The sequence below is a fragment of the Alkalihalobacillus sp. NPDC127517 genome (genome assembly GCF_050276055.1).
Taxonomy (GTDB): domain Bacteria; phylum Bacillota; class Bacilli; order Bacillales; family Bacillaceae_D; genus Alkalicoccobacillus.
In genome coordinates this window covers 190,986-214,999 of the sequence record NZ_JBNNQX010000005.1, presented here as the reverse complement: position 1 = coordinate 214,999, position 24,014 = coordinate 190,986, and the positions used below count along the sequence as shown (strand labels likewise).

Genomic DNA, 24,014 nt, shown 5'->3' with positions numbered 1-24,014 from the left:
GCAGATCTCATGCATAGTCCCCTGGTCGTAGACAGATACTACAAACAAAATCTGTCGATCGGGGGACTTTTTAAGATGGATGAGGTATTGGTTGCGCTGCTACGGACAGCCATTGTGTTTTTCATGATTTTGACCTTCTTTCGTTTGACAGGAAAAAAAGATATTGGTGAAATTAGTGTTCTAGATATCGTTATCACCTTACTGATTGTAGACATCGCCGTCATTATGATTGAAGACACAGATATTTCATTTATGAAGGGCATCGCTCCCATTCTTCTATTGTTTGCTATTCAGTATACCTTTTCACGTATCTCATTAAAGAATCAAAAATTCCGAGATGTTGTTGACGGTCGACCCGTCCTGATCATACGAGAAGGAAAGCTTCAGCAGGAGAGTATGAAGAAGCAATCGTATAATCTTGATGACGTATTACTTCAGCTGCGGACGAAGGATGTATTCGATATCTGTGATGTTGACTATGCGTTGCTTGAGACGTCTGGGGCGTTATCCGTTTATAAAAAAGGGGACCAGTCGCCATTTACGCTTCCGTTTATTTTAGATGGCATGGTACAGGAAGAGCACTTGGAGATATTCGGGAAAGATTCAAGCTGGTTGAGACAGGAGCTAAAAGAAAAAGGATACGAAAACTTTGATGACGTATTCTATTGTGGATTCACCAAACAAAATAAACTTTATATAGAGAAACGAATCAAAGAGGACACGAAAAATAAGGCTTAACGCTCATTTGAAGGACTTCTTCCAAATCCTCAAGTCGAATTAGAAAGTAGTCAATTGAATCTGGTATGTGTGTCTCGAGATCATTCTTTACCTGATCCGTATGTAGAACAAAGTGTGTTTCATCAATTGAACGGATGGCAAGAGCTGCCTGAGTTACCGTAACAACTGTTAAATCATCGTGAAAATCTTCAGGTTCCATACGTTCAAACGGAGCATCTATTTGAACCGTTAAGGACGTATCGAGGCTTGTTGCAGGAAGCAATAACCACTGAGGGAATAGCTGACTATCAATTTCTTCGTAATATACTTTCATGGGAGTCCCTCCTAAATAGTTGTTATAAGTAGTATAAACAATAAAAAAAGAGCTGTCTCAAATGGGTGCATTCAGAAACGAATGGCCTTAAAATGAGACAGCTCTTTGGTTAATAGGCATAGTGAAGATCGTCAACACTTACAGAGTGAAGAGTTGACGGATCAGCTTCATTACTTATTTGCAGTAAGAAGCACCAATGATTACAAGAAGAATGAATAGAACAACGATTAAAGCAAAACCGTTACCACAACCGCCGCTGTATCCTCCAACTGGTCCTTGTTGACCGTATCCGTAGCCACCGCCACAACCGTAGTCAGCGCCACCGTAGTTACCACCACCGAAGAAGCCCATGCGTACACCGCCTTTCAAAGGGAATACTTTACTCTATGCATTCATGGAAGTTTGGCTACGGAAGTGGGCACTTTTTTTAATCTTCGGGCTAAATGACTAGGGGTGGTGGTGTTACTTACCTGAGAGTAGCTGGCTTTTCTTAAGTCCTGTTACGGCTCCAACAAGCGTAATGTCGATTCCATAATCGAGCATACACTCCGCTACTTCTAGTTTGGTTTCTTGACGCGCGGAGTAACGAACTTTTTCAAGGATGGTGAGTAGCTCCAAATGTGATAAGTCAGGTTCCTTTTCCATCAAAATCATCCTCTTCGGTTTTCTTTTCATTATACCGAATGTATGTTCGTAAAGGTAGTGGTAAAAACTTTTTTAAAAAAAGTTTTTAAAAACACTTGTCTTATGTTTGTGGATTGGGTATAATACTTTTTGTCAGTGATTGAGACACACACTTCTGGCCCGTTGGTCAAGCGGTTAAGACACCGCCCTTTCACGGCGGTATCACGGGTTCGATTCCCGTACGGGTCACCATTTACATTTTTGAATAACCAGCGATGTACATAGAGAAGCTAAGAGGAATCTGAAGCTTATCTGCAGTCAATAACAAAGAGAAGCAAGGAGTTTGAGGACACAAGTTTTCGAAAGAAGGAGCGTACCTTAGTACGTGACTGATTGAGAATAACGCAGTGGACGAAAAAATCCGCCGCTTATCTGAAGTTATAATGGAGGATTAGCTCAGCTGGGAGAGCATCTGCCTTACAAGCAGAGGGTCGGCGGTTCGAGCCCGTCATCCTCCACCATATTATCTTTTTTCTTTAGCTGGAGGGGTAGCGAAGTGGCTAAACGCGGCGGACTGTAAATCCGCTCCCTACGGGTTCGGCAGTTCGAATCTGCCCCCCTCCACCATTTTTATTGGGCTATAGCCAAGCGGTAAGGCAACGGATTTTGATTCCGTCATTCCCTGGTTCGATCCCAGGTAGCCCAGCCATTTCTTTTAAATAAGTCATGAGCCATTAGCTCAGTTGGTAGAGCATCTGACTTTTAATCAGAGGGTCGAAGGTTCGAATCCTTCATGGCTCACTTTTTTTTCTCAAGTAGAGCGTGATTCTCACCTACGGTTCCCCTGCTTCATTAATAAAAAGAAGTAGGAAGCAGGACTAGCATAGCGTCGGAATCCTTCATGGCTCACTTTTTCTTTCATGAATTTACTTAATCGTATATATAAAAGAAGCTGAATCTCCATTAAGGAGTAAGGCTTCTTTTTTTGTGTAAAATAAAAAAAGCATCTCTTTTGGAGATGACGAAGGATTATTAATTTGTTATGGTCTTGTATTCATTGAGAAGGTGATCTAATTCTTGGCTTCTATTAATGATGTCTGGGGAGCTTAGATCAACGGTTAAGGCCATTTTGTTTAAATCATGACGGACTCTTTCAATTTTGTGCAAGAGTATGTTTGTTTTCTTTGAAGGCATAACTTGTCACCCCTTTTCTGGGAAAATAGTCCGATTTTAACATCGATACATAATTACTACCCTAATTTTGTTCTTTAAAACTCCTTTTTTCTGTTAAAATAAAAAAAGTGTAATAAAAAAATGAAACCTTTTTTAAGCCGGTACGTAAACGGTACAGATTGAAGCGGTCAGGGGTATTGCTATGGACACATTAGTCAGGAAATTGATAATCGAAGTGAAAAAAGGGGATACGGAATCCTTCGGTGAACTTGTTGAGTTATTTAAAGACAAGGTCTACCAAGTGGCCTATCGCATGGTTGGCCACCCGCAGGAAGCTCAGGATGTGGCACAAGAAGCTTTTTTACGTGCCTATACGAACCTTGATAAATTTGATATGGATCGCAAATTCTCTACTTGGTTATTCCGCATTGCAACAAACGTTGCGATTGATCGACTTCGTAAAAAGAAGCCTGACTTTTACTTGGAAGACAAGGTAAAAGGAACGGAAGGACTAACCTACGAGTCACAGCTTGCTGCTGATCAGGAACTTCCTGAGGATCAAGTGGTGAACTTAGAGATGCAGGAATGGATCCAATCTGAGATTAATCAGTTACCCCTTAAGTATCGATCTGCTGTTATTTTAAAATATATAGAGGACTTGTCGCTAAAAGAGATTAGTGAAATCCTTGATATGCCGATTTCTACAGTGAAAACAAGAATTCACCGTGGGAGAGAGGCGCTTAGAAAACGAATGAGGAAGATTTAAAGAAGGAGGCATATTCCTATGTCGTGCGAGTCACATGTACAAGGATTAATTCATAAATATTTAGATGGAGACGCAACCGAAGTAGAGAAGAAAGAACTCTATCTACATGTTGAAACCTGTGAAGAATGTGATTTGCATCTTCGTGAGCTAAAGAAAGTCATTGCCTTTACCCAAAGTGCATCTCATATCGAAGCTCCTGCTAACTTTACAGATCAAGTGATGGCAAAGCTGCCACCTAAAAAACAAACAGTCAAATGGAAAAGTAAGATAAAAAAACATCCAATCCTTATAGCGGCTGCGATTTTTTTCTTATTAATGTCCGGTTCCTTTTTAACATCTTGGTCAGGTAACGCTGAGAAGGTTACTGTATCTGGATCAGGAAATATTCAAATTGATAAAGAAACGGGCGTCGTAACCATACCAGAAGGGGAAACCATTCAGGGAGATCTTATCGTTCGTAATGGTCAGCTTGTTGTAGAAGGAAATGTTGAAGGAGATGTTCTCCTTGTAAATAGCGAGCCGTATTATGCATCAACCGGTGAAGTGGCTGGTGAGATCGAGGAAGTGAACCAGGCGCTTGAGTGGGTTTGGTATAATATGAAGCACATGTTTAATGAAACAGTTTCGATTTTTGATAATGATCGTGACTAAAGTAGATCTTCACCTATGTGGTGGTGAGGATCTTTTTTTAGGTTTCTAACTAGTTCCACATAGTTTTTTATACATTCACCGACAACATCTATCTCAATTCTTATGCTTATATGGTATAATGAGGCAGCTAATGTCGTAAGGTAAGGGTATAGCTCAATTACCGTTAGCGACTGAATGAATAGTTAAGGTAGACAGGCTGCTATTCCTGTCTCGTTTTTGTGACTTTAGATTGATTTGTTTGGAGGAAAAGCAATGCAGGCTATGCTTCCGTTTGATTTGCCATTTGAAAATGTTGGTTGGCTAAGTTACTTTGGTCAAATTATTGATATATTGCTTGTAACGTACGTGATCTACAAGCTTATTATGATTATAAGAGGAACCCGGGCCGTACAGCTGGTCAAAGGGATAACGGTTATCTTGATTGTTTGGTTTATCAGTGGATTCTTTGGACTCCGAACGCTTGAGTTCATCATGTCGCAAACCCTTACGTATGGGTTACTTGCGATCATCATCATCTTTCAGCCTGAGCTGAGAAGAGGTCTCGAGCAGTTAGGGCGGGGGCGCTTTTTTGCGAGTCGTACTACGCCTAAAAATGAACCTGTTCAAAAATCAATCGATGCCATTATTAAATCATGTACATACATGGGGAAACGCAGAATTGGAGCGCTTATTTCGATTGAACGCGAAACAGGCTTAAGTGATTACGCAGAAACAGGTATTCCAATGAATGCAGATCTGACATCAGAGCTGCTCATTAACATCTTTATCCCAAATACCCCTTTGCATGATGGAGCAGTCATTCTTAAAAATGAGACCATTCTTGCATCAGGCTGTTACTTGCCTTTATCTGAAAACCCGTTTATTTCAAAAGAATTGGGTACTAGACACCGTGCGGCACTTGGGGTAAGTGAGGTTACAGATTGTATTACGATTATTGTATCTGAAGAAACAGGAAATATCTCTGTTACGAAAAACGCAGAATTGCACCGTGATTTAACGGAGGAAGAACTGCGTGAAATTCTAGAAAAATCGATGCTCTCTGAAGATAAAGCATCATCTCCGTCACGATTTAAGTGGGGAGGAAAGAAAAATGGATAGGCTGTTTAATAGCCATTGGTTTGTACGTATTATTGCGTTCTTTGTTGCGCTTATGCTATTTGCCATGGTCAACCAGGATAACCTTGGTAATCAGCCAAGTGTATTACCGACCATTAGCAATAGCTCCTACACACTTGAAGAAGTAGAGCTTCAAGTAAACTACAATGAAGAAGAGTATGCTTTAACAGAGGCTCCTCAAGCTGTGCAAGTAAAGTTGACGGGTTCAAGGAGTGCGTTGGCTTATTTTCAAATGATGAGACCGACATACGAAGTTTTTGTAAATGCTACAGAGCTTGAAGAAGGGTCTCATCGAGCGCGTATCGAATATCGTGGGTTTCCAAGTGAACTATCGGTAACGATCACACCAACAACCGCTAATATTGAGCTTCAAGAGATTCAAACGTCATCCTTCCCTGTTCAAGTCGACTTATTGAACACAGACAGTGTGGAGGAAGGGTATACGGTTGGAACACCAATCGTGACACCGATTAACGTAGATGTCACAAATGCCAGAGAATTTCTTTCGTATGCAGCAACGGCAAAGGTTTTTGTCGACATGGACAATGCTGATGGCACGATAGAAGATGAGTATCCTGTTCACATTTATAACTCGGATGGAATTGAGCTTGAAATGGATTCGAACCCTAATTTTGTAACGGTGCGAGTTCCGGTGACGAGTCCAAATAAACAGGTGCCTGTTAACATCAAACGAACAGGTAAGCTGAAATCTGGGTTAAGCATTGAGCAAATAGAGCTTGAGCCAGGTGATGTCACAGTTTATGGACCAGCTGATTACATTGAAAGTTTGGAGTCTCTTAGCGGAGTAGAACTAGATTTAAGCAAAATTGAGGAATCAACAACGATTGAATTGGACGTGCCTGTTCCTGATGGTGCAGAACGAGTCGAGCCTAAAAAGATCTCAGTTAATGTGACAGTTGGAGAAGAAGAGGAACGTGAACTCACAAGTGTGCCGCTGAATATCATGGGAAGATCTGATGAAAAGTCGGCCAGGCTCGCCACTGATCAACCGGCATACATAAATGTAACGGCTTATGGAACAGAGGAACAGTTGAATCGTATGAGCACCTCAGATTTTCAGGCATATGTTGATATCAGTGAAGAAACTGCTGGAGAAAAGGATCTACCGATTGAATTTAATGGACCACAAAATATTCGATTTGAACCAGATGAATCTAAAAATGCAAAACTAACAATTACCGATCAGTCTGAGTAGCAGAGTTGAAGGAGCGATGACAATGGGAGTATATTTTGGAACGGACGGTGTCAGGGGTGTAGCTAATACGGAGCTCACACCTGAACTGGCCTTTAAGCTTGGAAGAGTAGGGGGTTACGTGTTAACCCAGCACAGTGAAGGGCAGCCTCGTGTTTTAATTGGAAGAGACACACGAATCTCAGGGGAAATGCTTGAAAGTGCATTAGTAGCAGGACTTCTATCAATAGGTGCAGAGGTCATGCGACTAGGTGTTATTTCAACACCTGGTGTAGCTTACCTAACAAAAAATATTAGTGCGGACGCAGGCGTCATGATTTCAGCGTCGCATAACCCTGTACCAGATAACGGAATCAAATTCTTTGGACCGGATGGCTTTAAATTAAAAGACGCACAGGAAGCTGAAATTGAAGCGCTATTAGACGCTGAAGAAGATACACTTCCACGTCCAACAGGCGGTGCGCTTGGTCAAACAAATGATTATTTTGAAGGCGGACACAAGTATATCCAGTTCTTAAAACAAACGGTAGAGGATGACTTCTCGGGTATCCATGTTGCGCTTGATTGTGCGAACGGAGCTGCCTCTGCGCTTGCACGTCATGTGTTTGCTGACCTTGACGCTGACATCTCTGCGATGGGTAGTACGCCAAATGGTGTAAACATTAATGAAGGTTGTGGGTCTACTCATCCAGAAGGACTCGCAGAATTCTTATTAGAAAAAGAAGCCGATATCGGATTGGCTTTCGATGGAGATGCCGACCGTCTGATTGCCGTTGATGAAAAAGGGCAAATCGTTGATGGCGATAAAATCATGTACATCTGTGCGAAGTATTTTAAAGAACATGGCCGCTTGAACAACAGTACAGTAGTGACAACGGTTATGAGTAACCTTGGCTTCTACAAAGCACTTGAAGAAGCAGGCATCGATACAAAGCAAACAGGCGTTGGCGACCGCTACGTTATGGAAGAAATGCGCAAAGGTAGCTTCAACCTAGGCGGCGAGCAGTCCGGTCACATCATTTTCCTTGATTACATCACAACAGGTGATGGCATTTTATCTGCCCTGCAGCTTGTGAATATCATGAAAATGACTGGCAAAACGCTCTCAGAACTAGCAGAGCCCATGCAAGTATTCCCGCAACAGCTTGTGAACATCCGAGTAACAGATAAATATGCGGTTGAAGAAAATGCACTAGTGAAAGAAGCAATCGAAAAAGTAGAAGCCGAAATGAACGGAAACGGCCGCGTCCTCGTGCGCCCATCAGGTACAGAGCCATTAGTACGTGTCATGGTAGAAGCCGAAACCGAAGAACAATGCACGAAATTCGTAGAAGACATAGCAGAAGTTGTCCGCGCTGAGATGGGACTACAAGAATAGAGAACTGTTTGTACCGTCCTCTCGCCTTTTGGGTGAGGGGGCGGTTTTTTGTGTTGGTGCGTGGGAGTGGGAGCGGGGAGGTGTGCGCGAGAATGCGGGTGAAGTGCGCGAGTGGGGATGAAAGTGCGTGGGAATGGGGGTGAGGTGCGCGAGTGGGGATGAAAGTGCGCGGGAATGAGGGTGAGGTGCGCGAGTGGGAAGGAAAATGCGCGGGAATAGAGTGTGGATGCGCGGGAATGAGGGTGATGGTGTGGGGGAGCGGGGTGAGCTGCGCTAATTTTAACTTAAGGAACTCAGCAGAAGGCCCTCGTTTTTGAGCATTGGCAGGATTTATGAGTAGAGAGCCCTCATTTTTGAGCATTAGCAGGATTTATGAGCAGAGAGCCCTCGATTTTGAGCATTAGCAGGATATTTGAGCAGAGAGTTCTCATTTTTGAGCATTAGCAAGATATTTGAGCAGAGAGTCCTCGATTTTGAGCATTAGCAGGATTTATGAGCAGAGAGTCCTCGTTTTTGAGCATCAGCAGGATTTATGAGCAGAGAGTCCTCGTTTTTGAGCATTAGCAGGATATTTGAGCAGAGAGTCCTCGTTTTTGAGCATTGGCAGGATTTATGAGCAGAGAGCCCTCATTTTTGAGCATTAGCAGGATATTTGAGCAGAGAGCCCTCATTTTTGAGCATTAGCAGGATATTTGAGCAGAGAGCCCTCATTTTTGAGCATTAGCAGGATTTATGAGCAGAGAATCCTCATTTTTGAACATTAGCAGGATTTATGAGCAGAGAGTCCTCATTTTTGAGCATTAGCAGGATATTTGAGCAGAGGGTCCTCGATTTTGAGCATTAGCAGGATATTTGAGCAAAGAGTCCTCATGTTTCTGGGCATCTCCTGTACGATAAGGAAAAAAGATAAATAAAAAGGCGGGATTACATGATTAGAGACTTACAAACCGAGCACCCTATGCAGCCAGTCACGAACCTGCTTTATGCGGCAATTGAAGAAAATTACCAGAGGTTATGTTCGATTGTAAAAGGGATCAATCAAGAGCTCCTAGATTATAAAGGAGAAGGTGGAGAAGAGAATAGTATTGCTCAGCTCATTAAGCACCTCTCTTATGTAGATCTTTTATGGGTTTACAGATTTAAAGGGGGGCATATTCCGAATGAACTTGAAACTAAATATGGGCCAATGGTTGATGGGGAAGGTAACATACCTGATGTGAGTGGTGTACCTTTAGAATGTATAATAACGGACTATCAAAAAGTGATCGATCAACTGCAGGATTTCTGCCTAAGCATTTATGATGAACATTTGAGCGATATTGTGGAGTATGAAACAGAACAAGCAACTATTCGTTGGGGACTCTGGCATCTTTCTGATCACAGTAGATACCATCAAGCCCACATTAATCTCCTAATAAAAACATATAAGTCCCATTACCAATAAGCAATGGTGGACCCACCTTATTTCTTATGAATCCCTTCCGTCCCAGCCTCAACCGCAGTCATATAATAGTGGCATTTATGATCAATAATCTCCATCGTCTTCTTTAATTCTTCCATCTGCGCTTCTACCTTGGCTTTCCTTTCTAGAAACATCTCGTATCTCTGTGTTAAAGAGGAGTCTCCTTCCTGGCACCATTGAATAAAGCCTTTAATTTCTTTAATCGGCATGCCGGTTAGCTTCAGGCACTGAATAATTTTTAATGCTTCAATATCAGAGTCTTTAAATAGTCTCTGCCCACTTGGAGACCTTTCCACAAAAGGCATAAGGCCTTCTTTGTCATAATAACGAAGAGTATGCACCGTTAAATCTAATGTTTCAGCCACTTCACCAATAGAATATGTCATCAGAATCTCCATCTCCTAGCTACTTTTTCATCCATCTTAACATGACGATTGAGTTTAAGCTTGACCTAGAGTTAACTTTAGGGATTAACCTTACACTCATAAGGGAAAAGACCCTTATAGTCTAAATTCATATGGAGGTCATACATTTATGGTAAAAGCAAAAGCACGTGCAGTAGACGGTCCGGATAAAGGATTCCGAGAAGCGGAGATTACGAGACGTGAGCTTGATCAACAAGATGTTCTGATTGAGATTAAGTTTGCTGGGATCTGTCACTCCGATATTCACACAGCTCATGGAGAGTGGGGCGAGGTGAATTATCCGTTAGTTCCCGGTCATGAGATTGCTGGAATCGTAACAGAGGTAGGCCCGAATGTGACTAAGTTCAAAGTGGGCGACCGTGTTGGCGTTGGGTGTATGGTTGATTCCTGTGGAGAATGTGAGAACTGTCAAAAAGGCGATGAGCAGTATTGCAATAAAGGAAACGTCCCTACATATGCTGGGGTTGATAAATATGGTGAGCAGACTCAAGGTGGTTACTCCACTCATATCGTTGTCACAGAAGGCTTTGTTGTGCGCATCCCTGACAATATTGAGCTTGATGCAGCAGCTCCGTTACTATGTGCAGGAATTACGACGTTCTCCCCTTTAAACCGTTGGAATGCTGGTCCTGGCAAGAAAGTAGCAGTTGTCGGTATGGGTGGACTTGGTCATATGGCTGTTAAGATTGCTCATGCAATGGGAGCAGAGGTTACGGTTCTTTCGCAGACGTTAAACAAGCAAGAAGATGGAATGAAATTTGGTGCCAAGGATTATTACGCAACCAAGGATCCAGAAACCTTTGAGAAGCTTGCAGGTACATTTGATCTAATCATTAACACAGTCAGCGCAAAGATTGATGCTGGCGCGTATATTGGCCTTCTTGCGTTAGATGGCACGATGGTAAACGTGGGTGCACCACCTGAACCATTATCTGTTCATGTCATGTCGTTAATTGGTCGTCGTCGTTCATTTGCAGGCTCGATGATTGGTGGCATTCAAGAAACACAGGAGATGCTCGACTTTTGCGCAGAGCACAATATCGCTCCAAACATCGAAGTCATCTCTGCAGATGAGATTGACCATGCGTATGATCGTGTTTTAAACTCTGATGTAAAATATCGTTTTGTGATTGATACGAGCACGATGTAATTAATGAGTGATAGGTGTCCCAACCATAACGGAAGGGACACCTTTTTTTATTCCTCAATTGATTTAATGACTTTGGCAGGAACTCCTGCAACAATCACGTTATCAGGCACATCTTTTGTAACAACGGCTCCGGCTGAAATAATGGAATTCTCACCGATCGTCACACCTGGCATGATGGTTGCTGCAATGCCAATCCAAGCATTGTTCTTTATGTTGATTGGCTTAGAAATAGTGGCTCTTCTTTCAGTTGGAGAGGTTGGATGATTCGTCGTCACAAGATTTACTTTCGGAGCAATTAATACATGATCTCCGATTGTAATCCTTCCTCTATCCATGAATGTACACCCAGAATTAATAAAAACATGACTACCTACAGTTATGTTTTGCCCAAAATCGGTGTAAAAGGGAGGAAGCAGTTCAAAGGTGTGGTTGATTTCCTGAGTAGTTAATTCAAAGAATTGTTTTCTGACCTCTTCAGTTGAATGGTAGCCTGTATTCAGTTTAGCCACGAGCTCTTGCGCTCGCTCAATCGCTTGAGCCATTTTGGGGAATTCAGGATCTTGGATGGATATAGTCTCACCGGCACGATCACGATCAAAAATATCATTCACTATCATCACTCCTATAAAAAAATTATTATTTTTTAACGATAGCACCTAGAGGTAACTCTAGGTAAAGGCTCAATCAGAATTTCACTACCAATTACCACAAAATTAGACAATTCCCCGAATTGCTCACCACCCGTGACTTTGCCGCATAGACTACACGGTAAACCCCACTCTCCGCTTTATTTTCTTGATTGACGATAGGTTGTCAATCAAGTATGATTATTTTGGATTAGATGAGAGGAGGATTGTGTAAGGGTAGTGAGCAACATAAAGCGCCTGAACTGTTCCGCGAACGGATCTTGGGACAGTTGACGAGGAGAGGGTTTATCGATTTTTTCGGCGGATGCCCTCCGGTTGATGCATGACAACCGTCAAGCTTCTGGAAAAAGCATCAGGGTGACCTGGTGGACAAAGCTAGAAGTACCATGCCCATAAAAACTAAAATTGATAAGAGTGGGGGCAAGTATGCCCTCAGGTTGCTTGCCCCCGACTATGGGAGGTAACCATTCATGTGTGGAATTGTAGGTTATGTAGGAACGGAAGATGCAAAGGAAATCTTGCTTCAAGGACTTGAAAAGCTTGAGTACCGTGGCTATGACTCAGCCGGTATCGCTCTAACAAACGAAGAGGGCGTACACGTATTCAAGGAAAAAGGCCGTATTGCGACTCTACGTGGTGTGGTGGACTCAGAAACCAGCGCAACAGTTGGGATCGGACACACACGTTGGGCGACTCACGGTGTACCAAGTCAATTGAACGCACACCCGCATCAGAGCTCAAGTGCCCGTTTCACTCTCGTACACAACGGTGTGATCGAGAACTACAAAGAACTTAAAGCAAACTACCTAAGTAACAAAGAGCTAGCAAGTGATACGGATACAGAAGTCATTGTTCAAGTGATTGAGCATTTTGTAGAGCAAGGTCACAGCACAGAACAAGCCTTCCGTGAGACGTTATCCCTTCTTAAAGGTTCATACGCTCTTGCTTTAATCGATAAAGAAGACAAAGAAACGGTCTTTGTCGGAAAAAATAAGAGCCCACTTCTGATCGGAGTTGGCGAAGATGCAAATGTTATTGCGTCTGATGCTATGGCGATGCTTGCTGTAACAGATCAGTTTGTTGAGATCATGGATCAGGAGATTGTCATTGTTAAACGTGATTCCATTACAATTGAAACACTTGCTGGTGTGAAGATTGAGCGCGAGCCTTACACAGCTGAGCTTGATATGAGTGACATCGAAAAAGGAACATACCCTCACTTTATGCTAAAGGAAATTGATGAGCAGCCGTTTGTTATGCGTAACATCATCCAAAAGTATCAAAATGAAGACGGTGGCCTACGTATCGATGCTGACATTCGTGAAGCCGTAAAATCAAGTGACCGCATCTATATCATTGCAGCTGGAACAAGCTATCACGCAGGTCTAGTTGGAAAGCAGCTTGTTGAAAAGCTTGCAAACCGTCCAGTTGAAGTGCATATCGCAAGTGAATTCTTGTACAATATGCCGTTATTATCAGAGAACCCACTCTTTATCTTCATCTCTCAAAGTGGTGAAACAGCCGACTCAAGAGGTGTATTAGTCGAAGTGAAAAAACAAGGCCACAAAGCCTTAACCATCACAAATGTACCAGGATCTACGCTTTCTCGTGAAGCTGACTTCACGCTTCATACGTATGCTGGACCTGAAATCGCTGTTGCTTCTACAAAAGCATACACAGCTCAAATCGCTGTATTTGCTATCCTTGCCGTTGACGTAGCCCGTTCTGCCGGCATCGAGCTAGACTTCGATCCATTACAAGAGCTTGGTATCGTTGCAAACGCAATGGAAGTACTAACAGCACAGAAGGAAGAGATGGAGAAAGTCGCTCGTGACTTCCTATCCGTTACACGTAACGCCTTCTTTATCGGACGCGCAGCTGACTATCATGTAGTCGTTGAAGGTGCACTGAAACTAAAAGAAATCTCTTACATCCAAGCAGAAGGCTTTGCTGGAGGAGAATTAAAGCACGGAACGATTGCCTTAATTGAAGAAGGCACACCAGTCTTTGCACTAGCAACACAAGAGCACGTAAACCTAAGCATCCGCGGAAACGCCCAAGAAGTAGAAGCACGTGGCGCCCACGTCTGCACAATCAGCATGGAAGGTATGAACGAAGCAGACGACCAAATCGTCATCCCGCGCGTTCACGAACACCTAACTGCACTAGCAGCAGTGATTCCATTGCAACTAATCTCATACTACGCAGCGCTACACAGAGAGTGTGATGTGGATAAACCACGTAACCTTGCAAAAAGTGTGACGGTTGAGTAGGTTATATAAAGATAGAAAAAAACTTCCTATGATTAGGGAGTTTTTTTCTATACTACATAAATCATTGATAGTGCATAAAAAGAGATGAACATTACTATAAAACTTAGAAACTGTGAGCTCTATTAAAAATCTTTTAAAAGAATAGTACACTTCTGGCTTTAGATAAATAGTGTAATCTAAATTAACATTCTCTTTTTTGGACTAAGGTTAATTAAACCTATACTATGAGTTAAGGTAGATTGTCATTATATTCATTTAGTTAATCAGTGAACTGAAACGTACATTCTCAGAACAGGAGCCAACACATGAAAATCAAAACAATACTCATCACCGGCGCAAACAGCGGACTCGGCCTAGAAACAGCCAAGCACTTCGCAGGTCTGGGACACCACATCATCCTAGCAGTAAGAAATACGGAAAAAGGTAAGAAAGCTAAAGAAGAGATCCAACGCGAATATTCAGAAGCGAATATCCATGTCCATTCACTCGACCTTTCAAAGCTTCAAAGTGTTCGAGAATTTGCTGATACGATCTCAAGCCAGGTGGAGGTCATTGACCTACTCATCAATAATGCAGGCGTCATGATGCCCCCTTATTCGATAACGGAGGATGGGTTTGAATTGCAGTTTGCCAGCAATCACTTAGGTCATTTTGCTTTGACGGGTTTACTGCTGCCGTTACTTGAGAAGGGGGAAGCTTCTCGGGTTGTCACGTTGACATCGATTGCTCATCGGAATGGGGCTATTCAATTTGAGAACTTGCATGGAACGAGTGGTTATAAGAGCTTTGTTTTCTATGGACAGAGTAAACTAGCAAATGTCTTATTTGCCAAAGAGTTAGATAATCGCTTAAAGGCAAATCACTATAAAACCATTAGTGTAGCTGCGCATCCGGGGATATCGTCTACGAACCTGTTCACCTTGGGTAAAAAGAAAACGCCTTGGTACGTTAAACCGTTTCTAAAATTGGCTAGTCAGCCAGCTGAGAAAGGGGCGCTACCTACCATCATGGCAGCGACAGACGAATCTCTCCGAGGTGGGGAATTGATTGGACCAGATGGAGCAGGTGGTAGAAAAGGGAATCCTACGATCGAAGAACCGAGGAAAGGACTCTATGACGATTCTAGAATGACAAGGTTATGGAGTGTATCAGAGGAGCTTACGGATGTAAAATATCCTTTTGGAAAATAAAGAAATAGACCACTACACCTTACGTAGTGGTCTGTTTCTCGAATAAACTGTTATTCCGTACTATAGAATTAAGATTCTGCTGCATGGTTTTTACTTGTCAGTAGACCCCAAACCAACAAAGCAAATCCTATAACTGCCAGTATAATAGAGCCAGTTAATAATTGGTTAGAGTAGCTGTAACTATCGACTATATCATCATAAAGACCCGATCCACTTACTTCTGACCCACCAGCAATAATAGAACTAGCGATCACTCTTGTGGCAAATAAAATTCCTGCCGTTAGAATGAGTATGGATCCACTTATCATTTTCCCCATTTTATCAGTCTCCTTTTTAACACTATGAGTTTCTTAGGAGGAACATACTTATCAACTAGCCTAAATAGATTACTTTTAAACTTATTTATAGATAATTATGGAATATGTTGATTGATCAAGTCATCCCACAATTCCCTCCCGCATATAAAATACTACAAACAAGCTAAAGGGGAGACCGACTATGCTACAACATTACCGCGCCACATTAAACGAAGCAGACACTAATCTTTCTGATTCATTAAGATACGCCTTAATTTGTAGTTTGAGAGCGCCCATTGATCAAGCAGTGATTGAGTTATATAAACACGATAATCATGTACCAGGAACACTACAATGGGCAGCCTATGATACGAAGATTCTTAAGATCAAACAAGTATACGGGATTGGTGGATTGTATGAGATTACGCTTCGCATTTACCCATACTATAATGCGCATAACAGCTATGGAATAGACGAGGTTGTAGTGAACACGAATCAGGAATTAATTTGTTACAGACATGTGCATACATATCCACTTCCAAGGAGGTAAAAACAATGAATGAAAAATTAATTAGAGTTGGTACTACTTATATACCTGTTTCCAACCCAACACGTTCTGCCCAGTGGTATGTTGAAAAACTGGGGGCTGAGTTAAATTATGAGGATGAGGATAAGGCTATTCTTGAACTAGCGAATCATAGTGTCTTTCTAGTAAAGGCTCAAGAGGGTCAGCTCACTAATTTTATAGATATTCATGGAAAGGAACGGTTCTCTTTAACCTTTGAGGTAGATGGAATGGCTGCTCTAGAGTCTTTACATCAAGAGTTTATGCTTAAGAAAATGAGAGTTGGAGAGGTCGAGGATCGAGGTCACTCAGGCAGGAATTTCGTTTTTGAGGATATAGACGGAAATCAATTTGATGTGTGGAGCGAATTGAGTCCCGCCTTTAAGACGTTTAGGCAAAATTAGCACCAAAGTATATGAAGAAAGCGATGATTGCAAGTGTGACAAGCGTAATGATGAGCGCGAGCACAGGCATAATGTTGCTTTCTTTTTTTGAGATGAAACTAAGAACCAAAAAGATGATGATTGCCACCAAACACACTGGCACAAATAAGTAATAGAGTGTGCCAGTGAACGTGTTTAGGTATGGGGCAATCAGATCCAATAAGAGAATGTTTAAAATGAGCAGTATGCTTAAGGTCAGGACCGTATAGGATCTCCACGTTACCCTTTTCATTCAACACCCTCCTTTCAAGCAGCGTTATCCGTTATCCTCGGTATGATTGCCTTCGCCGTCTGTTCCTCCGATTTGCTGCACACCAATGTTGTCATTATAGATGTATTGATATTCCTGGTCTTCATCTGCGAACGTGACAAATGCCTGGTACGCATCTTCTTCGTCATATTTATCGCCACTCCAGTCGTAATCTGTGCGAATCGATTCAATCTCTTCCTCTGCATAATTCTGTTCTTCTGTCAGGTATTCATAGACCTTTTCTTCTGTAATCGCTAGCTGGTCTTGGCTTCCGTTAAAAAAATTAAACACAAGAATTCCCACACACGTTAGGGAAATAATTGCGACGATTGTGATAAACATACCTCTTTTTTTCATATGGATTCTCCTTATTCATTGTTATTCTACACGTACCGAGTCTATACCCTGGTATTGATGTCCGTAAAACGTGAAAAGCTAGTAACATGTATAGTTAGAGGTAGAGCTGTTCATAAATGACTAGTTTTCCACTTGTAATCGTTTTATGATAGAGAGTAGCAGAAGAGATGAAAGGTGATTTGAATGAAAAAAAGAATAGCGTGCCTTTTACTAGCTACAATGGTTGGGTTAGCAGCCTGTAGTGATGAGGAAGAACCAACAAATACAGATATTCAGGATCAGCAAGTTAGTGGAAGCGAGAAGACAGAAGAAATGAATGAGTCGCCAGAGGTCGATATAGAGGATGTTCAGGAATCTCAGACTGAAGCAGAGGAGGAGAATGAATCGGATTCTGTAGAAGACCTACTGAGACAGGAGCCAGGGGTTTTTCACGGAGAAGCCTTTGATGAGGAAGCCGTTCTTGAAGAGGTTAAAAATTTTCCTGAAGGCCTAACTACTCAGGAAGCCTTTGATCGCATGCTCTATCTATTGGCTGAAGATTTTAGAGAAGAACAGGATTTATTTGAAAGCTTTGAGGAAGGAACAGAGGCTCCAAAAGAGGAGCAGGATGAATCAGAGGAAGAAGAAAAGCAGGGACTCAACATCCAGATCCTAATGGATGCAAGTGATGGCATGGCGACCGAGATGGATGGAAAGTCGAAGATCGACATTGCGAAGGATGCGGTCCAGGCTTTTGTAGCAGATCTGCCTGATGATGCAAATGTGGCCATCCATGCTTACGGACACCAGGGGAGTAATCAAACAGAGGGCAAAGAGGAATCTTGTTCTCAAACCGAGACATTCTATCCATTTAACGAGTATGAAGAAGAAAGTGTCCAAACGGCATTCGATTCGTTTGAAGCAACAGGGTTTAGACCGATTGCTTTAGCCATTGAAGAGGCAGGAGCTATGTTCCCAGAAGGTGGAGAAAACATCATGTACATCGTAAGTGCTGGTGAAGAAACGTGCGGTGGAGATCCAGTTGAGGCAACGAAGGCACTTCACGATTCTGATGTATCAGCTGTCGTCCAGATCATTGGTTTTAATGTGAATGATGAAGAACATCAATCGCTTGAAGCAATAGCTGATGCAGGGGAAGGCGAGTACTTCAAAGCAGATCATGCAGAAATGTTGGATGAGGTGTTTAGTCAAGAAGCAGAGAATTTGGAGATGGCATGGCTACAATGGAGAAATGAGAACATCTTAAAAGGCTACGAGGCACGAACCGAACAAATTCTTTCATTATATGAAGTACAAAATGATGCGATCCAACGAGGGTATGAGGAACGAAATCGAATCGTCTCAATTCTATACAAATTAAAACCGGACGTTGACTTTGATATCCATGAAGTGAGGGACCTCGCACATGAACGGAGAGAGAAGCTCTCAGACTATATAGAAACAAAGAGTACAGAGCTTCAGGAAAAAGTGAAAGAAGACGCGGATGAAAGGCAAGAAGAGAGTAGAAGTAGCGTTTTGGACAGTGGGAAATAAGGATAGAAATAAGGACTTCTAACAGTAGGAGTCCTTTTGTTAGCTATTTTCATGAGGGTTCATAACTTTTTTTGCGTGTATTCGGCTAAGAAGAGTTCGTTTTACAAGCTGTTACTAGTAACAAAGAAAGCATATTCATAGCAGAGGATGACGGCCTCAAATTAGATTACATTGAGCTTGGAATCCAAGAAGACTATTTTACAAATCATAAACTAGCATATGTATCAGCGATAGCTGTGTCTGAACAAAGTGAAGGAAAAGGCGTAGCAAAAATATTAATACATTTTGCTGAAGAATGGGCTACTAATCAAGGGCTAACCGAGATCAGTCTCGATGTCTTCTTAAGAAATAAAAGGGCAGTTGAAGTTTATGAACATTTAGGGTACCAAAAAGAAATAGTAAAGATGGTTAAGAGTTTATAGCATTTTACGTTGTTCGTTATTGCAATGAATTTACTAATTCCATGTAGTATTCGGGTTGATGAGTTTTGTTTAGGTTGTACCATGCCTGTAAAGTATCAGGTGTCATAATCTCAAGTTTCTTCAGTACTTCCCGAGCAAATTCCAGGGGTGCTATTCCTGATGCAGTAACTAAATTCGCATCAGATGCTACAGATTCTAAATTATAAAATCCTTCTCCTTTATAATTGGGACAAACCATTTTAGTATACTCAAGGTTATTACTTGTGTGCTCTCTAGTGTCTAAGTATCCCATATTTGCAAGTCCCTCAATCGCACCACAAATGGCAGCAACCATTGTACCAGTCTCTAATGCTTGGGCAGTTTTTTCTAATATAGGTTGGTGCATTTCATCATTCCAAGTAGATCCGCCTGGTAAAATGAAAAGATCTTTACTCTCTAGAGTACATTCATCGATGGAGATATCTGGACTGATACTAAGTCCCCCCATTGTAGTAACTATCTCATTAGTAGCTCCAATTGTTATTATTTTAAAAGGTTCCAATCCTTTTTTGAAATATCTACCTGTGTTTAGTTCAGCGATTAAATATCCATATTCCCAATCTGACATTGTGTTAAATACATAGAGATAGGCTTTTTTAACTTGCATCCTTTCACACTCCAATCATATTTGATATGTCTAGTATAAGAAAACATCCCTGACAGTTACCGTCAGGGATGTTTTTATTTTTCGTGAAATGTTATCAATTCAGATAGAACGTCAACAAGCCTTCTCTTAAGGCTTACTGGCTCAATCACTTTAACTGATTTATTAAATGGTAAAAGTAAATAGGGGACATAGGTAAGTATTACATCTTCTTCTAGTAGAAAAATGGCTTCATCTGAAGTTTGTTCTTTTAAATAATTCCCTAAAAACCAATGTTGGCAAAGATCATCCAAAACGTGCTTATTCCCACTAACAACCAAAGAAATAACACCATCCTTTTCATCTAATGTAGGTAGAAGACCTCCTATAAAATGATCTCGTGCTGAGAAATGTTCTGGCTGATTAAATGGTTCCTCGGTTAACAGCAGGCTTTCCATTCGATCTACTCTAAAACTACGGATATCTTGCCTGCGATGACAAAATCCAATCATGTACCACTTATTGTTCCAATAGATCAATCTGTATGGATTGACCAATCTAGCGTTTAATTCCAAGACACCACTTTTATGGTATTTAATCTTTACTGAATAGCTGGAAGCAATAGCTTCTTCCAACTTTTTTAAAAAGGACTCAATAGAAAGTGGGCGTAATTGATTTATCACTTCAAGAGTGGCTATGTGCTGGTCTGTTTTTGTTTCCTGCTTTTGATTTGAATAGTTGCTTAGCTTGGTAATTGCGCTATTTAGTGCTTCACCACCATAATATCCAGCTTCTTCTGCAAAAACAGCGGCATGAAAAAGAGAAGTTTGCTCATCAGAATTAAAAAATAAAGGAGCCTCAATAAACGTATTTAATAAAGCATATCCACCATATTGTCCTGGTTCTGAAATGATTGGCACTCCACTTGTTGTAAGGGTATCAATATAACGATACACAGTCCGTATATTTATCTCTAACTTTTCTGAGATTTGTTTAGCTGTAATTTTTTTATCTGCACGAAGCATCCACAGAATGGCTAACAAATTATCTGTTTTAGGCATATAAACGCACCCCGATATAAGAATGATTTCAATTGTTCTATATCAACATACTACATTTATAAAGAAAATACATTTATTTTCCAATGATACTTTTAGGACAAGGATCATTTATCGGTTTAAACATAATCTTAATAACCAATCTCCTCAAAACATTATTTCACATGCAGTAGACTAAGCAACACATAGGGTGGAATGTTCATCAAGCGATGCCAAGCAAGCGGATTTTTAAAAGATTGCTATTAAAGCTTGATTAAAGGTCTCTAGTTTGTGGAGTTTTTTTTGAAATGAGATTTGATTTAAGGCATCGGCTACTTTATTAATCATTGGAAGAAAGTCATCTAACAAGTTATTATGCAATCAATTCAGTCGTGATTTTCCCAATGTCTCATTTTTTATATCATGGTACGCTTAATATATCTTCTATACAGGGGTGATGCCTATATCCATTGCATAATTGAGTAGGGTGAGCTGTGGAGCTGTTTGATTGTTTGTTTCAATTCATTTACTAAAAAATGCGAAAGTAGGGATGAGTTTGAAATCAGTCTTCTCTGTATTCATTGCCATGGTGCTTATGTTAAGTGTGTTTACTGTTCCAGTCGAGGCAGAAAATGAAAGCGCTAACATTTTGAATGCTAATTTTGCCATGCAAGGTTTTGCAACACTAAATGGTGGTACAACAGGTGGTGCGGGTGGTACAACTGTAACCGTAACAACAGGAGATCAACTACTTACAGCGTTAAAGAACAAACCAAGCAATACCCCTCTAACGATTTATGTGAATGGTACTATTACCCCCTCAAATACATCAGCTAGTAAAATCGACATAAAAGACGTAAATAATGTTTCAATTCTTGGTGTGGGAACACGCGGAGAGTTTAATGGAATTGGAATGAAGGTATGGCGTGCGAACAACATCATTATCCGTAACCTGAAAATACACCATGTGAATACCGGGGATAAAGACGCTATTAGTATTGAAGGACCTTCTAAAAACATTTGGGTAGACCATAATGAGCTTTATAATAGCTTAGATGTGCATAAAGACTATTATGATGGTCTGTTTGATGTAAAAAGAGATGCTGATTACATCACTTTTTCATGGAATTATGTACATGATAGCTGGAAAAGCATGCTGATGGGCTCATCAGATACTGATTCTTATAACCGTAAGATCACTTTTCACAATAACTATTTCGAAAATTTGAACTCTCGTGTCCCATCAGTACGCTTTGGTGAGGCTCATATTTTTAGCAACTACTACAGCAACATTATTGAAACGGGAATCAACTCACGAATGGGTGCTAAGATCCGAATTGAAGAGAATGCATTTGAGAATACACGTAACCCTATTACTAGCCGTGATAGTAGACAAATTGGATATTGGCACCTAATCAATAACACATTTACTCAATCAACTGGTGACATTCCAACTTCTTCGACAACAACATATAACCCGCCATATTCGTATCAGGCGACTCCTGTAAGTCAGGTGAAAAATGTTGTACGTCAAAATGCAGGTGTAGGAGTCGTTTCACCATAAATCTGAACCGCTCCAAAGCTTTTTGGAGCGGTTTTTCTATCATGAAGCTATTTGGTACAATCAGGACCATCTTCTCATTAACATTTCGATTGGTCCTCTATTAAATTTTCTTCTCCAAGAAGCTGAGAAAATGACACTTACTAAGAAATATACACAAGCATAAAGAAAGATAGGAAAAAGTGGCTGGGCTACATATCCATTAAACACTACGACCTTATCTAAGAGCAGCAGAATGACGATTCCAATAACGACGTGACTTACATAATGGGTTAAAGTTAATTGACCTGTGTAGATTAGAGAACGAATGAGAGGATTATTTGACCATTTGTTAACGACGTAGATAGATAACATAATCACCAGTAGAGCAGACGATGAATTAGAGATCAGATAAAAGATATTTGGTGGGAACGGTCCTGTTTCAAAGATGAAACGCGCACTTTCCATATCTAAAATGGAACTTGAAAAAAGGTGGATGAAGAATCTTGATAGAAGCTCTGTAGCGGTGAGCATGGTTAAACTCACAAGGAGTATGGTTTTTCTTATTCTGACATCCGCTAAGTTCAAACGCCCTATCAGCATGCCTATAAGCAGAAAGCCAAACCACGGAAAAACAGGGTGATATCCATTAAAGAATAAGTTTCTAAGAAATCCTGTCACTGTCCAGAAATCAAGATACTCTAAGAAGGGCTGAGTTGGACTCCAACCATACATATAGTTAAAGAAGACCTGGCAGAATTGAGCGACAAGGGCAATAGTCGCAAGGATGACTATAATGACCTTTGGTGAGGTTAGGATGATAAAAGCTGCAAAACACATGAAAAACCCATAATAGTGTAAGATGTCCCCTGACCAACCTATGCTGTATAGCAGCATACCGAGCACAAATAAGAAGAGGGATCGCTTTAGTAAAGAGGTTCGTGTGTTTTGAATGACTGCTTGCTCTGATGTGATACGTGCTTTCCTGGTCATCAAAGAGATCCCAATACCAGCCAATGTAACAAAGGTGGCTGCGGCTCTTCCTTCAAATAAGTTGGTGAACCAGACCAAAGCAGGTGCACCGTTGCCCTGTGCTCCAGTAGAGACCATGAAATTCATGACCAGCATTCCAAACATAGCCAGGGCACGAGCAAAGTCTAACCCTTCTATACGATGATTACTTAGACTATTATTCATACGTTTCTATGCCTCTTAGTGTATTATCTACAGCTTCACGCCAAACCTGTTCAAATTCCAGTTTTGTGTCGGTTAAGATGTAATTCGTGATGTTATCAAAGACAAGTGCAAGCAATTGTGACTTAATTAAAATGTTTTCATCGTTTATTGCGTTCACTTTAACAGCATGCTTAAACAGATTATAGAAGGCATTAAAGAATTCCTGTTGAATGTCTTTTATTTTTTCAGAGTAATAAGAGTCACGAGAGGCTAACAAGATGTATTGGTTAAACAATTGGTTAAACTGCAGGTTGTGCTCTTGGAGGGAAATTGCTTTTTCGCCAATGGTATACAACATGGTATGCAGGTTCGTATCATTCATCTCGTTAAGGTCTGCGTAAGTGATCGACTGGATTTCCTTAGCAATGATGTCGAAGAGGGCTTTAATCAGATCATCTTTTGATTTGAAATAATAATAAACAGCTGGTTTCGTTATACCTACTTCTGCTGCGATATGAGCCATGCTTGTTTGATCAAACCCTTTTTCTGAGAACATAGAAAAGGCCGTCTCAATAATTTGTTTGTACGTTTGTTCCTTGTCTCGCATATGATCTCCTCCTTTATTTACTTACCGGTAAGTAAATAATATGATGA

General features: G+C 41.0%; 27 protein-coding genes, 5 tRNA genes and 1 pseudogene. 20 read left to right on the top strand and 13 right to left on the bottom strand.

Features of this window, described 5'->3' with window-relative positions:
* The first annotated feature begins 75 nt into the window (after positions 1 to 75).
* Positions 76 to 738 (top strand): DUF421 domain-containing protein, encoded by a 663-nt coding sequence (locus tag ACQKKO_RS08540; RefSeq protein ID WP_498646181.1) that lies wholly within the window; start codon positions 76 to 78, stop codon positions 736 to 738.
* Here ACQKKO_RS08540 and ACQKKO_RS08535 read toward each other — a convergent pair.
* From ACQKKO_RS08535 to ACQKKO_RS08525, 3 genes are all read right to left on the bottom strand, one after another.
* On the bottom strand, positions 710 to 1,051 hold the full coding sequence (locus ACQKKO_RS08535) for a hypothetical protein (RefSeq protein ID WP_498646179.1): 342 nt from the start codon (positions 1,049 to 1,051) through the stop codon (positions 710 to 712). The two genes, ACQKKO_RS08540 and ACQKKO_RS08535, sit on opposite strands and share 29 nt — an antisense overlap.
* 174 nt (positions 1,052 to 1,225) lie before the next feature.
* Complete coding sequence (locus ACQKKO_RS08530; RefSeq protein WP_203088526.1) at positions 1,226 to 1,402, bottom strand: YjcZ family sporulation protein; 177 nt, start codon at positions 1,400 to 1,402, stop codon at positions 1,226 to 1,228.
* Positions 1,403 to 1,513: 111 nt separating this feature from the next.
* Complete coding sequence (locus tag ACQKKO_RS08525; RefSeq protein WP_498646176.1) at positions 1,514 to 1,696, bottom strand: hypothetical protein; 183 nt, start codon at positions 1,694 to 1,696, stop codon at positions 1,514 to 1,516.
* A 156-nt stretch (positions 1,697 to 1,852) separates the two neighbouring features.
* Here ACQKKO_RS08525 and ACQKKO_RS08520 point away from each other — a divergent pair.
* The 5 genes from ACQKKO_RS08520 (at position 1,853) to ACQKKO_RS08500 (ending at position 2,476) form a co-directional block, all read left to right on the top strand.
* Positions 1,853 to 1,927 (top strand) — tRNA-Glu (locus tag ACQKKO_RS08520).
* Between the two features lie 193 nt (positions 1,928 to 2,120).
* Positions 2,121 to 2,196: transfer RNA gene (locus ACQKKO_RS08515), tRNA-Val, on the top strand.
* Positions 2,197 to 2,217: 21 nt separating this feature from the next.
* Positions 2,218 to 2,302 (top strand) — tRNA-Tyr (locus ACQKKO_RS08510).
* Between the two features lie 7 nt (positions 2,303 to 2,309).
* Positions 2,310 to 2,384, top strand: a tRNA-Gln gene (locus ACQKKO_RS08505).
* A 19-nt stretch (positions 2,385 to 2,403) separates the two neighbouring features.
* Positions 2,404 to 2,476, top strand: a tRNA-Lys gene (locus ACQKKO_RS08500).
* A gap of 231 nt (positions 2,477 to 2,707) precedes the next feature.
* On the opposite strand, the gene ACQKKO_RS08495 is transcribed toward ACQKKO_RS08500, so the two are convergent.
* Positions 2,708 to 2,869, bottom strand: coding sequence for an aspartyl-phosphate phosphatase Spo0E family protein (locus tag ACQKKO_RS08495; protein ID WP_203088528.1), 162 nt, complete (start codon positions 2,867 to 2,869; stop codon positions 2,708 to 2,710).
* Between the two features lie 181 nt (positions 2,870 to 3,050).
* Between ACQKKO_RS08495 and sigW the strand changes: the two genes are divergently transcribed.
* From sigW to ACQKKO_RS08465, 6 genes are all read left to right on the top strand, one after another.
* Entirely contained in the window at positions 3,051 to 3,614 is a 564-nt protein-coding gene (sigW, locus tag ACQKKO_RS08490) for an RNA polymerase sigma factor SigW (RefSeq protein ID WP_498646174.1), read from the top strand.
* Between the two features lie 18 nt (positions 3,615 to 3,632).
* Positions 3,633 to 4,265 (top strand): zf-HC2 domain-containing protein, encoded by a 633-nt coding sequence (locus ACQKKO_RS08485; RefSeq protein WP_498646172.1) that lies wholly within the window; start codon positions 3,633 to 3,635, stop codon positions 4,263 to 4,265.
* 276 nt (positions 4,266 to 4,541) lie between these two features.
* Positions 4,542 to 5,363, top strand: coding sequence for a diadenylate cyclase CdaA (gene cdaA, locus ACQKKO_RS08480; RefSeq protein ID WP_498646343.1), 822 nt, complete (start codon positions 4,542 to 4,544; stop codon positions 5,361 to 5,363).
* Positions 5,356 to 6,597, top strand: a complete 1,242-nt coding sequence (locus ACQKKO_RS08475; protein ID WP_498646170.1) for a CdaR family protein — start codon at positions 5,356 to 5,358, stop codon at positions 6,595 to 6,597. The genes cdaA and ACQKKO_RS08475 overlap by 8 nt, the downstream gene beginning before the upstream one ends.
* Positions 6,598 to 6,619: 22 nt before the next feature.
* Positions 6,620 to 7,972, top strand: coding sequence for a phosphoglucosamine mutase (gene glmM, locus ACQKKO_RS08470; protein ID WP_498646168.1), 1,353 nt, complete (start codon positions 6,620 to 6,622; stop codon positions 7,970 to 7,972).
* 928 nt (positions 7,973 to 8,900) lie between these two features.
* On the top strand, positions 8,901 to 9,416 hold the full coding sequence (locus ACQKKO_RS08465; RefSeq protein WP_498646166.1) for a DinB family protein: 516 nt from the start codon (positions 8,901 to 8,903) through the stop codon (positions 9,414 to 9,416).
* 17 nt (positions 9,417 to 9,433) lie between these two features.
* Here ACQKKO_RS08465 and ACQKKO_RS08460 read toward each other — a convergent pair whose 3' ends face one another.
* Entirely contained in the window at positions 9,434 to 9,823 is a 390-nt protein-coding gene (locus tag ACQKKO_RS08460; protein WP_498646341.1) for a MerR family transcriptional regulator, read from the bottom strand.
* Between the two features lie 145 nt (positions 9,824 to 9,968).
* On the opposite strand from ACQKKO_RS08460, the gene ACQKKO_RS08455 reads away from it, so the two are divergent.
* Complete coding sequence (locus ACQKKO_RS08455; protein ID WP_498646164.1) at positions 9,969 to 11,009, top strand: NAD(P)-dependent alcohol dehydrogenase; 1,041 nt, start codon at positions 9,969 to 9,971, stop codon at positions 11,007 to 11,009.
* A gap of 47 nt (positions 11,010 to 11,056) precedes the next feature.
* Here ACQKKO_RS08455 and ACQKKO_RS08450 read toward each other — a convergent pair whose 3' ends face one another.
* Entirely contained in the window at positions 11,057 to 11,626 is a 570-nt protein-coding gene (locus ACQKKO_RS08450; RefSeq protein WP_498646162.1) for a sugar O-acetyltransferase, read from the bottom strand.
* A gap of 500 nt (positions 11,627 to 12,126) precedes the next feature.
* Here ACQKKO_RS08450 and glmS point away from each other — a divergent pair, with 500 nt between their 5' ends.
* On the top strand, positions 12,127 to 13,929 hold the full coding sequence (glmS, locus tag ACQKKO_RS08445) for a glutamine--fructose-6-phosphate transaminase (isomerizing) (protein ID WP_498646159.1): 1,803 nt from the start codon (positions 12,127 to 12,129) through the stop codon (positions 13,927 to 13,929).
* Between the two features lie 305 nt (positions 13,930 to 14,234).
* On the top strand, positions 14,235 to 15,119 hold the full coding sequence (locus ACQKKO_RS08440) for an oxidoreductase (RefSeq protein WP_498646157.1): 885 nt from the start codon (positions 14,235 to 14,237) through the stop codon (positions 15,117 to 15,119).
* A 68-nt stretch (positions 15,120 to 15,187) separates the two neighbouring features.
* On the opposite strand, the gene ACQKKO_RS08435 is transcribed toward ACQKKO_RS08440, so the two are convergent.
* Positions 15,188 to 15,436: a hypothetical protein gene (locus ACQKKO_RS08435; RefSeq protein ID WP_498646155.1), complete on the bottom strand. Its 249-nt coding sequence runs from the start codon at positions 15,434 to 15,436 to the stop codon at positions 15,188 to 15,190.
* Positions 15,437 to 15,617: 181 nt separating this feature from the next.
* On the opposite strand from ACQKKO_RS08435, the gene ACQKKO_RS08430 reads away from it, so the two are divergent.
* On the top strand, positions 15,618 to 15,965 hold the full coding sequence (locus ACQKKO_RS08430; RefSeq protein WP_498646153.1) for a DUF3888 domain-containing protein: 348 nt from the start codon (positions 15,618 to 15,620) through the stop codon (positions 15,963 to 15,965).
* 5 nt (positions 15,966 to 15,970) lie between these two features.
* Positions 15,971 to 16,384, top strand: a complete 414-nt coding sequence (locus ACQKKO_RS08425; RefSeq protein ID WP_498646151.1) for a VOC family protein — start codon at positions 15,971 to 15,973, stop codon at positions 16,382 to 16,384.
* Here ACQKKO_RS08425 and ACQKKO_RS08420 read toward each other — a convergent pair.
* Both ACQKKO_RS08420 and ACQKKO_RS08415 read right to left on the bottom strand, forming a co-directional pair.
* Positions 16,371 to 16,655: a hypothetical protein gene (locus tag ACQKKO_RS08420; protein ID WP_498646150.1), complete on the bottom strand. Its 285-nt coding sequence runs from the start codon at positions 16,653 to 16,655 to the stop codon at positions 16,371 to 16,373. The genes ACQKKO_RS08425 and ACQKKO_RS08420 overlap by 14 nt on opposite strands.
* Before the next feature lie 24 nt (positions 16,656 to 16,679).
* Positions 16,680 to 17,030: a DUF3139 domain-containing protein gene (locus tag ACQKKO_RS08415; protein ID WP_498646149.1), complete on the bottom strand. Its 351-nt coding sequence runs from the start codon at positions 17,028 to 17,030 to the stop codon at positions 16,680 to 16,682.
* Positions 17,031 to 17,213: 183 nt separating this feature from the next.
* Here ACQKKO_RS08415 and ACQKKO_RS08410 point away from each other — a divergent pair, with 183 nt between their 5' ends.
* Positions 17,214 to 18,563, top strand: coding sequence for a vWA domain-containing protein (locus ACQKKO_RS08410; protein WP_498646148.1), 1,350 nt, complete (start codon positions 17,214 to 17,216; stop codon positions 18,561 to 18,563).
* A 113-nt stretch (positions 18,564 to 18,676) separates the two neighbouring features.
* Positions 18,677 to 18,985, top strand: a pseudogene (locus tag ACQKKO_RS08405) (GNAT family N-acetyltransferase); the annotation flags it as partial.
* A gap of 16 nt (positions 18,986 to 19,001) precedes the next feature.
* Here ACQKKO_RS08405 and ACQKKO_RS08400 read toward each other — a convergent pair.
* Both ACQKKO_RS08400 and ACQKKO_RS08395 read right to left on the bottom strand, forming a co-directional pair.
* Positions 19,002 to 19,631, bottom strand: a complete 630-nt coding sequence (locus ACQKKO_RS08400) for a type 1 glutamine amidotransferase family protein (protein ID WP_498646146.1) — start codon at positions 19,629 to 19,631, stop codon at positions 19,002 to 19,004.
* A gap of 74 nt (positions 19,632 to 19,705) precedes the next feature.
* Positions 19,706 to 20,668 carry a helix-turn-helix transcriptional regulator gene (locus ACQKKO_RS08395; RefSeq protein ID WP_498646143.1) on the bottom strand — a complete coding sequence of 321 codons (963 nt, stop codon included), beginning with the start codon at positions 20,666 to 20,668 and terminating at the stop codon, positions 19,706 to 19,708.
* A 526-nt stretch (positions 20,669 to 21,194) separates the two neighbouring features.
* Here ACQKKO_RS08395 and ACQKKO_RS08390 point away from each other — a divergent pair.
* Positions 21,195 to 22,208 (top strand): pectate lyase family protein, encoded by a 1,014-nt coding sequence (locus ACQKKO_RS08390; protein ID WP_498646339.1) that lies wholly within the window; start codon positions 21,195 to 21,197, stop codon positions 22,206 to 22,208.
* Between the two features lie 60 nt (positions 22,209 to 22,268).
* Here ACQKKO_RS08390 and ACQKKO_RS08385 read toward each other — a convergent pair whose 3' ends face one another.
* Complete coding sequence (locus ACQKKO_RS08385) at positions 22,269 to 23,381, bottom strand: DUF418 domain-containing protein (RefSeq protein ID WP_498646141.1); 1,113 nt, start codon at positions 23,379 to 23,381, stop codon at positions 22,269 to 22,271.
* Positions 23,374 to 23,967 carry a TetR/AcrR family transcriptional regulator gene (locus tag ACQKKO_RS08380; protein WP_498646140.1) on the bottom strand — a complete coding sequence of 198 codons (594 nt, stop codon included), beginning with the start codon at positions 23,965 to 23,967 and terminating at the stop codon, positions 23,374 to 23,376. Before ACQKKO_RS08380 ends, ACQKKO_RS08385 begins: the two co-directional genes overlap by 8 nt.
* Positions 23,968 to 24,014 lie beyond the last annotated feature (47 nt).

Excerpts from the sequence above, each read along its gene's own strand:
- ACQKKO_RS08540 (WP_498646181.1), top strand. The coding sequence starts at position 76 with ATGGATGAGGTATTGGTTGCGCTGCTACGGACAGCCATTGTGTTTTTC.
- ACQKKO_RS08535 (WP_498646179.1), bottom strand. The coding sequence starts at position 1,051 with ATGAAAGTATATTACGAAGAAATTGATAGTCAGCTATTCCCTCAGTGG.
- ACQKKO_RS08530 (WP_203088526.1), bottom strand. The coding sequence starts at position 1,402 with ATGGGCTTCTTCGGTGGTGGTAACTACGGTGGCGCTGACTACGGTTGT.
- ACQKKO_RS08525 (WP_498646176.1), bottom strand. The coding sequence starts at position 1,696 with ATGGAAAAGGAACCTGACTTATCACATTTGGAGCTACTCACCATCCTT.
- ACQKKO_RS08495 (WP_203088528.1), bottom strand. The coding sequence starts at position 2,869 with ATGCCTTCAAAGAAAACAAACATACTCTTGCACAAAATTGAAAGAGTC.
- sigW (WP_498646174.1), top strand. The coding sequence starts at position 3,051 with ATGGACACATTAGTCAGGAAATTGATAATCGAAGTGAAAAAAGGGGAT.
- ACQKKO_RS08485 (WP_498646172.1), top strand. The coding sequence starts at position 3,633 with ATGTCGTGCGAGTCACATGTACAAGGATTAATTCATAAATATTTAGAT.
- ACQKKO_RS08475 (WP_498646170.1), top strand. The coding sequence starts at position 5,356 with ATGGATAGGCTGTTTAATAGCCATTGGTTTGTACGTATTATTGCGTTC.
- glmM (WP_498646168.1), top strand. The coding sequence starts at position 6,620 with ATGGGAGTATATTTTGGAACGGACGGTGTCAGGGGTGTAGCTAATACG.
- ACQKKO_RS08465 (WP_498646166.1), top strand. The coding sequence starts at position 8,901 with ATGATTAGAGACTTACAAACCGAGCACCCTATGCAGCCAGTCACGAAC.
- ACQKKO_RS08455 (WP_498646164.1), top strand. The coding sequence starts at position 9,969 with ATGGTAAAAGCAAAAGCACGTGCAGTAGACGGTCCGGATAAAGGATTC.
- ACQKKO_RS08450 (WP_498646162.1), bottom strand. The coding sequence starts at position 11,626 with ATGATAGTGAATGATATTTTTGATCGTGATCGTGCCGGTGAGACTATA.
- glmS (WP_498646159.1), top strand. The coding sequence starts at position 12,127 with ATGTGTGGAATTGTAGGTTATGTAGGAACGGAAGATGCAAAGGAAATC.
- ACQKKO_RS08440 (WP_498646157.1), top strand. The coding sequence starts at position 14,235 with ATGAAAATCAAAACAATACTCATCACCGGCGCAAACAGCGGACTCGGC.
- ACQKKO_RS08435 (WP_498646155.1), bottom strand. The coding sequence starts at position 15,436 with ATGGGGAAAATGATAAGTGGATCCATACTCATTCTAACGGCAGGAATT.
- ACQKKO_RS08430 (WP_498646153.1), top strand. The coding sequence starts at position 15,618 with ATGCTACAACATTACCGCGCCACATTAAACGAAGCAGACACTAATCTT.
- ACQKKO_RS08425 (WP_498646151.1), top strand. The coding sequence starts at position 15,971 with ATGAATGAAAAATTAATTAGAGTTGGTACTACTTATATACCTGTTTCC.
- ACQKKO_RS08420 (WP_498646150.1), bottom strand. The coding sequence starts at position 16,655 with ATGAAAAGGGTAACGTGGAGATCCTATACGGTCCTGACCTTAAGCATA.
- ACQKKO_RS08415 (WP_498646149.1), bottom strand. The coding sequence starts at position 17,030 with ATGAAAAAAAGAGGTATGTTTATCACAATCGTCGCAATTATTTCCCTA.
- ACQKKO_RS08410 (WP_498646148.1), top strand. The coding sequence starts at position 17,214 with ATGAAAAAAAGAATAGCGTGCCTTTTACTAGCTACAATGGTTGGGTTA.
- ACQKKO_RS08400 (WP_498646146.1), bottom strand. The coding sequence starts at position 19,631 with ATGCAAGTTAAAAAAGCCTATCTCTATGTATTTAACACAATGTCAGAT.
- ACQKKO_RS08395 (WP_498646143.1), bottom strand. The coding sequence starts at position 20,668 with ATGCCTAAAACAGATAATTTGTTAGCCATTCTGTGGATGCTTCGTGCA.
- ACQKKO_RS08390 (WP_498646339.1), top strand. The coding sequence starts at position 21,195 with ATGAGTTTGAAATCAGTCTTCTCTGTATTCATTGCCATGGTGCTTATG.
- ACQKKO_RS08385 (WP_498646141.1), bottom strand. The coding sequence starts at position 23,381 with ATGAATAATAGTCTAAGTAATCATCGTATAGAAGGGTTAGACTTTGCT.
- ACQKKO_RS08380 (WP_498646140.1), bottom strand. The coding sequence starts at position 23,967 with ATGCGAGACAAGGAACAAACGTACAAACAAATTATTGAGACGGCCTTT.